Annotated in this window: 7 protein-coding genes and 3 pseudogenes; 3 read left to right on the plus strand and 7 right to left on the minus strand. The window is 41.1% G+C overall.

Features of this window, described 5'->3' with window-relative positions:
• Positions 1-28: 28 nt before the first annotated feature.
• Entirely contained in the window at positions 29-475 is a 447-nt protein-coding gene (locus tag K1M91_RS07910) for a hypothetical protein (protein WP_232801200.1), read from the minus strand.
• Between the two features lie 558 nt (positions 476-1,033).
• On the opposite strand from K1M91_RS07910, the gene K1M91_RS07915 reads away from it, so the two are divergent.
• Positions 1,034-2,614 (plus strand): hypothetical protein, encoded by a 1,581-nt coding sequence (locus K1M91_RS07915; RefSeq protein WP_232801201.1) that lies wholly within the window; start codon positions 1,034-1,036, stop codon positions 2,612-2,614.
• Positions 2,615-2,782: 168 nt separating this feature from the next.
• Here the strand turns inward: K1M91_RS07915 and K1M91_RS07920 are convergent, their stop codons facing one another.
• Complete coding sequence (locus K1M91_RS07920; protein ID WP_232801202.1) at positions 2,783-3,211, minus strand: hypothetical protein; 429 nt, start codon at positions 3,209-3,211, stop codon at positions 2,783-2,785.
• A 505-nt stretch (positions 3,212-3,716) separates the two neighbouring features.
• Entirely contained in the window at positions 3,717-5,267 is a 1,551-nt protein-coding gene (locus tag K1M91_RS07925; protein WP_232801203.1) for a VWA domain-containing protein, read from the minus strand.
• Between the two features lie 369 nt (positions 5,268-5,636).
• Between K1M91_RS07925 and K1M91_RS07930 the strand changes: the two are divergent.
• Positions 5,637-5,887 (plus strand): annotated as a pseudogene (locus K1M91_RS07930) (group II intron reverse transcriptase/maturase); the annotation flags it as partial.
• A 79-nt stretch (positions 5,888-5,966) separates the two neighbouring features.
• Here the strand turns inward: K1M91_RS07930 and K1M91_RS07935 are convergent.
• From K1M91_RS07935 to K1M91_RS07950, 4 genes and pseudogenes are all read right to left on the minus strand, one after another.
• On the minus strand, positions 5,967-6,287 hold the full coding sequence (locus K1M91_RS07935) for a hypothetical protein (protein ID WP_232801204.1): 321 nt from the start codon (positions 6,285-6,287) through the stop codon (positions 5,967-5,969).
• 304 nt (positions 6,288-6,591) lie between these two features.
• The gene (locus K1M91_RS07940; protein ID WP_232801205.1) at positions 6,592-7,311 is read right to left on the minus strand and encodes a transposase; all 720 of its coding nucleotides are present in this window, start codon (positions 7,309-7,311) and stop codon (positions 6,592-6,594) included.
• Positions 7,312-7,440: 129 nt separating this feature from the next.
• Positions 7,441-8,076, minus strand: coding sequence for a DJ-1/PfpI family protein (locus K1M91_RS07945; RefSeq protein WP_232801206.1), 636 nt, complete (start codon positions 8,074-8,076; stop codon positions 7,441-7,443).
• A gap of 98 nt (positions 8,077-8,174) precedes the next feature.
• Positions 8,175-9,004, minus strand: a pseudogene (locus tag K1M91_RS07950) (alpha/beta hydrolase-fold protein).
• Between the two features lie 287 nt (positions 9,005-9,291).
• Here K1M91_RS07950 and K1M91_RS07955 point away from each other — a divergent pair.
• A pseudogene (locus tag K1M91_RS07955) lies at positions 9,292-9,473 on the plus strand (IS110 family transposase); the annotation flags it as partial.

A 9,473-nucleotide genomic window follows, 5' to 3' on the forward strand; every position in this document is an offset into this window, starting at 1 on the left:
CCCCGAATCTAGAAATTCAGCTAATCGATTAGGTGTTTCTAAACAAATACTGGCTTATTTTTGTAAGCTCTAACGTTAGCCGCTTTTTTGACAGCGCTCCCTGAGAAGTAATCGAGTAAGATTTATCCCCTTGCGTTACTTTAATAAACCAAAAACCACCAGTATTTCCAAGTCCCTGTACCACTTCAAGTTTAGTCATATCATTTAGTTTTATCCGTGACATAGTATGTCTAAAAACACTGCTAGTTGAAATTTCTAAGGTACGATCTCTATGATTAAACTTAGCTATTTTCTTTTCGAGTGAGCCATACAATACGCCCCCACAAAGTACGCATATGACGACACCAAACAAATCAGAGCCTTGTGACAGCAAGCTATAAATACCAAGTAGAAACATAGTGATGGCCAATAAACGTAATTTATTAGGGTAAGTTTCGATAATAAGTGAATCACTTATAAATACACCTAGGGCCATTTAAGGGAGTTAATAATAATTTTGCTAAAATTGTTAAGTGAAGCAATGCCTAGCAAACTGTATAACCGCTCCACTTGAAATGTTTGCGTATGCCCGACATGGTATTAACTAATCAGTGAGCACCTCTGTCGGCAGGGCGCCATTTAATAACTGACTGTTATTTAAAGATAACCACTAGAGAATGGCAAGGGTTTTCCTTAACTGTAGCACTTTGAGTAAGCTGCGAGTAAAACGGCGAGAAAAGAATATTGGGCACTGACTTAAATATAAGATTGCTAGTGTAAGCCTGCTTCAAATGTGGGCGGGGCCTATTATTTTAGGCAAGTTAGCCAACTACAATGACAGAGTCAGAAGGGCCAGAGCCCACTTCGAGAATATTTGTAGCATTAGAATGATCAATAAATCACCCAAAAAAGTGAAATTTAAGTCATTGTTAATCATTCATTAGTCAATTATTATTACGCAGCTAGCGAGTGGGTTAGCCCTAATCTGATTTAATCAACTCGCCATTTTTGCTTTCCCCAAATTTAATTTCAGCTACGCTGAGTAGGATATGCCATGCAAGATAAAGCCTCTAACAATGAAACGTCGATTAATTCTCAAGCTGCGATAGCGGAGTTGAAAACGACATTCCATTCTCCTTCGACCACAAGCAATCCTATTAATAAAGCGTTACCAATCAGCAATCATCGAGCCAATGTTAACTCAAACAATATCTTTCAAACGCTATTGTTCGATCCTCAGATGACGGCAGCAGAGAAGCATAATGCCATGGTGCAAGCCTTGCTATTTAACGATAAAGATAGCGAGAATGACGGTAGCGAAAGCCTAAAACAATTTATTCAGTTTAATCAGTTGTTGCAGCAAGAGCATAAGCAACTAGCGCAGAAGATCACTGCAGTAAGTGATACAGAAGTTTTCTCTGAACTAAACAGTGTTCATGACGAAACGTTTAATGCATTGATATCATTTGAAACAAAAGTCACCGAATTAACCGATATGGTCGATGCCATTTACACATTACGGATGCAAGGCATAACTTATGATGTATTAAGAGAAATTGCAAAGGTCAAAGAGGCGGAGTTTAAACTTGCTTCACAAAGGGCAGAGCTGGAGCAAGAGCGAGAAAGTTTAACCAACGCGGTAAAAGATAAAACGCGGCAGATAGCGGTGCTGGAGCAAGATCTGACATTGTTCGGATTTGGTGTGATATCGCGGGCTTCACGGGAAAAAATCGCATTACTTAAAATTGAAATACTTGATCATAACGAGGCGATAGTAACCTTAGCTCAGCAAATTGCCAATCTACCAAACGAAGTAACAATAGAGACAAACTGGGCTGAATATACTGAGCAAAAAACAAAGTTAAGGGAATTATTAGCGCTTTCACCGCTCCAGCACAAAGAACGGCACAAGGCGCTAATCAATGCCGCCCAAGATTTCATTCGCAAAAGTGAAGAGCGGTTGAATCGGATCACTAAGCATATTGAAACCATGGGTTCTCAGATTAATAGTTTAAGTGAAGCAAATGTAAACATGAGTGAGTTTTACGCCATCGTTAATGCCGCAACTAAAGAAGCGAATATACAAAATGAGACACTTAGGCTCTCGTTACAATCAGTTGAGCCTCTAGAGGCTGAGCATGAGCGTGACGCTCGTGAGCGGCGTAAAGAAAACTTAACACTACACATTAAATCGCTAGCCGAGTCTGCTCAGCATTCCCAAGCGGTGGTAGCTGAGTTAGCCGAGTTAGGCGACAAAATTAAGTCGATGCAGCAAGCAAATATAGAGCAAATAGCGAACACGCGTCAGCTATATAACTCAAGTAAGCTTGGCATTGCTGGGCTAGCAAGCCAACTGAGTACTGCTGTGCAAGCCGTGTCATCGGCCGCATTGGGTGAAGCTTCAAAGATGGCCGGCCTTTCTTTAGCGCAAATGCAGAAATTGAGCGACTCAATATGGCAAAAAGAGGGGGTTTGCCTAGCGCAGCTTAGCCAACAAAGTGAGGCTGAGTTTAATCCACTGTCACCTGAAAACGTGATGGATAGTAAAGTCGAACTTAAAAAGTTAGATGCTGCACTGTTAGGATCTACTAAGGGGTTATTAAGTCGCTCTGACTTATTAACTCAGGAATATTAACGCCATTTATCAAGGCGCTGCCTTACCGATTAAATCTAAATTTGGCTTAGGGCCTGTCGCGTTAAGCTAAATTTGTTGAACTCGCGAAATCCAACTTGAAAGATGGGTAACTGTCAGATCAAGTCTGAGCTAGTACATATTAACTCCAATACATGTTGTTAAACGATTCTATTTCGACCATTCTGGCTCTTCATTGAGCACTTGGACATTTGATATTATTGCAGGCAGGTAGCCACCAAAAAGGCATTTCTTTGTTTCAATGGGAACTAATGCTGTTTTCATTTCTTTTTTTTGATTTAGTGCATACTTAAAGCTAATCGTATTCTCAGGGAGCTTCTTTATTTCTTTTTTCGACAAATACAACGAATAAGGTTCAAATGGATTGTTAGTGGAAAAAAATAATGCTTGGTTACCCACTACGTTTTCACCCCATACCCGATAATAGTCAGGAATCGCTATAGCTTTTGGTTTAACCCTTAGTTCAAATTTAACAGTTTCTCCTGTTGGGATCCTAAAGAATGGAAGCAATATGAGTGATAATGAGCAGGCTAATACCATTGTGAAAAAATTAAATATATAACCTTGAAATTTGTCCATCAGAGCCTTTTCATCTTACGCTTTAGTCTCCATACGCACAGCGTGTGTATAAATTCTTTGTTGGACTGAGCTGACGCCGGTGTAGTGGCATCAAGTTGGTGTCTTTACACTATAGAATTTGCTTTTGAATGTGCCCCTGGCTTTTCACCAGTAAGGCATTTAAGTATGTTATTCAACATTCCTTATTGGCATTGATGACTCTATAATCTGCCATTTAAACCAAGTTGCCTTCTTGTTACAAGCTGACTTTATTTAAAATAAGCCATCTATCTCCTTTCATCCTAGTCATCAACATCATTGGCACATTGTGATGCTGAGGAGACCAGCCAATTTAACTATGCCACTACAATAAGAGTCCTAGAATCCGCCAGTTTCAAACTCAGAAGGGTATCCTGTCATTCCAACCCATTAAGATTATGATTGTATAAAAGCCTAAGTTTTCCCCAGTTTGGATTTCATCTCCAGAGGAAAAACTTAAGCTTAGGCTTAACTCATTTACTTATGACTATGGCAATACTTGCTCAGGGTAGGTTACAACAGAGCCATCACTCAAAGTCAGACTAATAGTTAACTTTTGACCCGAAACAAACGTCTGGCTAAAGTCAGCATTGTAGTTAAACGTCACTCGAGTTGAGATACCCGCTAAGAAACCACCCAATGCAGCGATATTTGTAGCATCAAAATATGCACTTCCTGTTTCAGCAGCAATATTTTGCATTGCTTCAGTGCTCTCAGGCTTAAGATCATCACCTGCCGCAATAACAGTAACAGGAATATTATATTGGTTAGCTTTTGCGATAATATCCTCTGGAGTATTAACCGAAGTATTATCTTCTCCATCGGTCAGTGCAACAATCGCTGGCTTAGCAACTTGAGCACCTACAAGCTGATTAATAGCAGAATCAATAGCATCGTAAAAAGCGGTACCACCGCTAAATGGGTAAAAATCTATACTAGCAATACTATCAACACGATCTTCATGACGAGTGATGACAGGCCCCCACCATGGATCATACATTTCTGATTGAGGGCTGTATAAATCAATTAAAGTATGTAGTGTCGATGTATCATTAACAAAGCCAGTAGGGCTATTAATTGAGTAGCTAATCTGATCACCATTTACGTTAAACAAAGACAAGTATTCTGTAATTGTTTCATCGACTAAAGGATAAATATGCGATGAAAACAAGGTTACAGAAATCGTCGCATTGGGATCATTTGCTTTGGTCATATCAACCAATTGATGGGTTGATGATGCCACTAGACTATAGCGAGTGTGGGCATTACCATCGGGGGCACTAATTACAGCGCCATTAGCATCAGATACAGGAATATCCATTGACCCGCTTGAGTCAAGGGCGAGGGCTAGCGTGGTCGAATCATTTGCTATATTTTGCGAGCCTACGACATTATTTACCGTTAAAGGTAGTGCATCCAATGAGAAAGAAAATGCTGATTCTGGCAAGCCTATCACGGCTTTTTTAGATTTCGAATCGGTGATAATAAAGTTAACGCTATTATCACTCGTTTTTCTAAACCCTGTTAATTCATATACTGCATCGGCTTCTGCAGTTGAGACTAATTTAGCAGCGTTAGCTGCCAAAAAATTTTCAATGTCACTGATGATCGATTTAAAGCCTTCTTTGTTCGCTACCACTTGTTCAATATTAGCCACTAAATCTTCTGCAACAACAAAGGTAAATTCGCCGCAAGTATTTGTTGCTACAGAATCACCCACATTTTCCCCAGCAGCATTTTTTAACTCTACCGTTGCGCTGTTAAGAGGTAGATAACCATCTGGCACATTCGGACATTCAGCGCTTCTTGCCTGAATCGGATTTATAGCTCTACGAGCACTGGTCGTTATACTGATCGGTACAACTAGTTGGCCATTTATTGTTTGGTTATTAACTACTGGAGCGGGCGTTGGTGGGACAATTTCAGGAAGATCTGTAGGGTTTGTTTCGTTACTTTGCGTCGTATTACTACTTCCCCCCCCACAAGCGACTAAGGTTGAACCAAGTACTATAGAAAGGGCAATTTTATTCAATTTCATTTTGATATCTACTTTTGTTTAAAATTTGTCACAAATATATCACAATTGTTTTGTTTTTATACTACACGTTTGTGTGGTTTTCATACGATAGAAATGCGACAAAAAACAAGATTTTGACTTTAATGAATTTTTCAAATGTAAATATACAAAAGCTTAACATTCACAAGCTTAGCTTGAGACCGTTTTACCCCGCACAATTGAACCTCTAGTGTCGCCAAAAAAGCCACATTTAGCTAATCACAAGCGATACGAACAAGTACTTGATATCAATAAATTAATGAATAGCGCCTAGCTGTAGCTTTTCCGCGATGAAAGGTTTGGAGGAAGCCGCTAGCAAAACTGCGAGCTGAGAACGGGATGGCCTCCAGAGAACATCATATCAGGCGTAGAGTAGGAATGGCTTACTGGCGACAGTGGCGCAAGCCCAGAAGCAAAGTCAGAAACCTGCTATCGTGTGACGTGCATATCCTGTCAGCGGTTGCTTGCGGCATCACCAGTAAAAAGGCCCATGGTGAAGTTCGAAAACACTTGGCATTCAACACGCATTGTCCAATGCTTATCTGAAGAGACAGGGTCTTTATGAGCTGAGAGATGGGTGGATTAAGCTTCACTATTCATAGTGAAACGGTCTGTTCGGATCCGTATGAAGGGGGTTGTGAGGGCTAGATAGCTTCGGCTACTCGATTAGCTGTTTTTAAACTAAAACAGTAAACTTGAATCTTTAACATATAAATAGCCAATAAGACCAACCGAGGCATATGAAAGTAATTTCAGAGAAGCTAGCCAATTTGTTTTGAAATTAAGTAAAGTTACAGCAACAGCAGATATAAACGCACAACACCAAATGACGACAACTATAAAAACAAATAGTAAATCTATAATGTCACCTAAACCATAAGGGTCTCCTGATGATACAGGTATATGCTCATATATTTGGGCTCTATATACCAGCCCAGAGAATGCAAAAAAATGAATTAAAGCGACACTGAATGCTAATAACTTATCGAACTTTGATTCCATTTAGTACATGACTCCAAGGTAATATTGCACATACAGATAACGCTTCAATCAGCCTCATCGTTTCTTCCGCATGACTTAACCACCGCCATCTTACTCGATGTAGGTTGTATTGACTTGTTAGTCTGCCGCGTGAGGGGGATAGCTTGCTATGGCGTTTTAACGCAACGCTTAGCTAGCTGATTTAATTTTGAGGACCAATATACTGAGTTCGAGGTAATTTGGATAGTCTTTATGCCCATATTTATCTGAATGTTACGAACGCTCAAGCCTTCCACGCTAGCGTAGAATTTTCGCCTTTCCCGTTTTAGTGCAGCTGTATTTCTGATTGTCTGATCACCCCCATATTGAGCTTCACTAGCCGACTCAACGGCTGACCACATTCTTTGAAGCAAGTGGCTTGCTGGCCTTGCTCCATTAATTCCTGCCACTTAATGGCGTTGCTTTTGCTGACGACAATTTGCCCCCATTCCGCTCTCGCTTGGTTTAATTTTTGAACGCATCGGCTGTGGTACAAGCCCATGTATTGATATTGCGGTTTTTTCGGCAACGCGATGTGAGCCAGTATTCGCTGGATCAAATCTTGATGGCTTAAGGTCAGAAATTCACGCCGCTCGGTTTGGTGAGATTGATAGCTAATTCGCACGTTTGTTTCCGTGAATTTAAGCAATTGATTGTTCTTGATCGCGCCACCTCGAATGTACCGAGACAGGTATTTCACCACGCCATTGCCATGCGCGAAGGTTTTTGCACAATGCACCACCCAGTCTAACCGTACCCACTTATTAAACCGGTTGCTGAGGGTTTGCGGCGTATCGCCTTGCGGCACTTTTAATTCGTTATTTTTGAGTGCGAGTCTGAGTTTGCTCAGGTACTTCCCTCGAAATAGCTGCATCATGACTTTGGCAGGCAAAAAACTTTTCCGCGTCGGTGTTTGCCAGTGACCATCAACATCCAATCCACCATGACTGTTTAAGCAGTGAATGTGAGGGAAATTTAGGTGGGTGTCCCCATTATTTTTTAGCAATGAGTTCCTAGCAACTCAAGGTCTGGTATCACTGAAGGACATTTAGATAAAGGTTCATTACGGAAGATGAACCGCCCATTGCACATCTTCTCAATCAGAGTGCATGATGGGTGGTGTGGGGGCTGGTGGTTAGAGACCTCCGGCTAACCGATTATGCGAATTTTTCAACTCTGGTGATTGAATAGTCGTGGCAATAAGCTCTTCAAAAAGTTCTAACTGTCCAGCTGGGATTAATTGATTCTGTATAGCTTTTCGTTTACTTGAGTCAAACAGCCGCTCTGCCAGCCAACCAATTAGATACATTAGTGAGAGACAACCTCCGGCAGTGGCTACGTTACCTTCTATCACGAGAGGTAAGTCTTGAACGTCTCCTCCTATGCTTTGTAGAACACTCTTAGCGTCTGGATTCGTGGTTAACGGCTTACCTTTTAGTATACCTAGCTCATGAAGGATAAATGACCCCGCACAAATCGAACCAATTAGCTGCTTTTTTGGGTCAAGATTCAGCGCTGACATAAATTCAGTATCTCTCATGGCGGCTGGAATGCCACGTTTACCACTCGTTATAAGAACGACATCTTGATTCGTTACCTCAGAAATATGTCCGTCAGTTTTAACTTTCATACCAAGATGGGAATAATGTTCAGGTTTAGTTCCCAGTATGCTAACTGACCAACTATCAGTTGTTCGCCCAAGCAAGTCATACATAAGAAAGAAGTCTACATCTGTGAAATCATCAAATAAAACAACGCCAACTTTATACATTAAATTTTATCTCTTTCGTTGATCTCATAAGTCGCATGCGCGCGAACTTGTGAGCGTCGTAGGTGCCGCAGGCCCCGAAAGCCGCGATTTGTTATGCATCATTTCCGTTTTATACCATATACCCAATCCAAGCCTTGAATGGCCGTAGTCGGGAATGCTGTGGCGTGGCTGGCGCCTGAAACGACGGCAAAGTTTAGCTCCATCTCTGCGTTGCTTAATGCTGTAATTCTGTCTCTGAGCTGCATAGCACCAGCAACCATGTCTTGCCTTTCGCCAAAAGCTGGCGTTTCATACTCGCCTACGGATAAATATACTTTTATCTTCGCCTTTGCTTTGGTTAAGGGGATATTTAGTATTGCGTAATCATCAAACCAAACCGATGGGCTCCCCAATATGTAGCTGGAAAACAAATCCGGTTCAGTAAATAGAATATAAGCACCAAATAAACCGCCCAGTGAATTACCGACAAAGGTTCGATCCGTTTTGCTTGCCCTATATTGGCTCTCAATAAATGGCATTACTGTTTCACGCAAAAAAGTTGTGTGCGCTTTAGCATTTCCAGTCTGCAACTTCCAGGCTTTCGCCGATGTTGGCGTGTAGTCTCTGATCCTGCTGCTGGCACCCTTCGAACCTTTCTCATAAGACATTGCAACAATGATTGCATGCTGCATTAGGCCGCTATTCATCTGAAAACGCATAGCACCACTCACAATTGGAAAGCTGTAATGCGCGTCGGTGAGGTAAATTACCGGATAAATCTGGTCAGTATTCGTCGTGTAGGAAGGTGGCAGTTGAATAAACAAGGGGTAGATACGCCCACTAGATTTTTCTTCAAGCTCGATTACTGAGCTTCGTGGTAATTCATAGGGGGGTTAGCACTTGACGTAAAACTGACGAACAGAAATGCCAAACATATAAACAACTTCATTTGATAATCCATGATGTATAGCGGGCCTGTAGAATTTTTCTTTGAATAATATTTAGTGATTTTTTTGAGTCTCTGTATCGCATTCTAAGCCATTAAAACGACTTTGCTAATGCATTTACAAACCTTAAATCACACTTGTTTTTGTTAAAATCGAGTAATTCTACAGACTCAACGCCCGGCTCAACTGCAGGAGGTCAGATTGCAGCCGCTTGATAATCATTGAGCCTCCTCCAGCTACCTTTAACCTAGGTATGCTAACGGTGACAAAACCAAACGGAGAAAGCTCAATGAACTTTTATAATAACTCACATCCATACTACTGCGGTATCGATCTACACGCACGTATTCTTTATGTCTGCATTATTGATTTGCAAGGAGAAATTGTTCTCCATAAAAAAATTAAAGCTGACAAAGATGAACTGATGATGTTACTCGAACCCTACATTGGCCAAGTGGTTGTCGGAGTGGA

The organism is Motilimonas sp. E26 (assembly GCF_021278025.1).
Lineage (GTDB): Bacteria > Pseudomonadota > Gammaproteobacteria > Enterobacterales > CBDFNC01 > Motilimonas.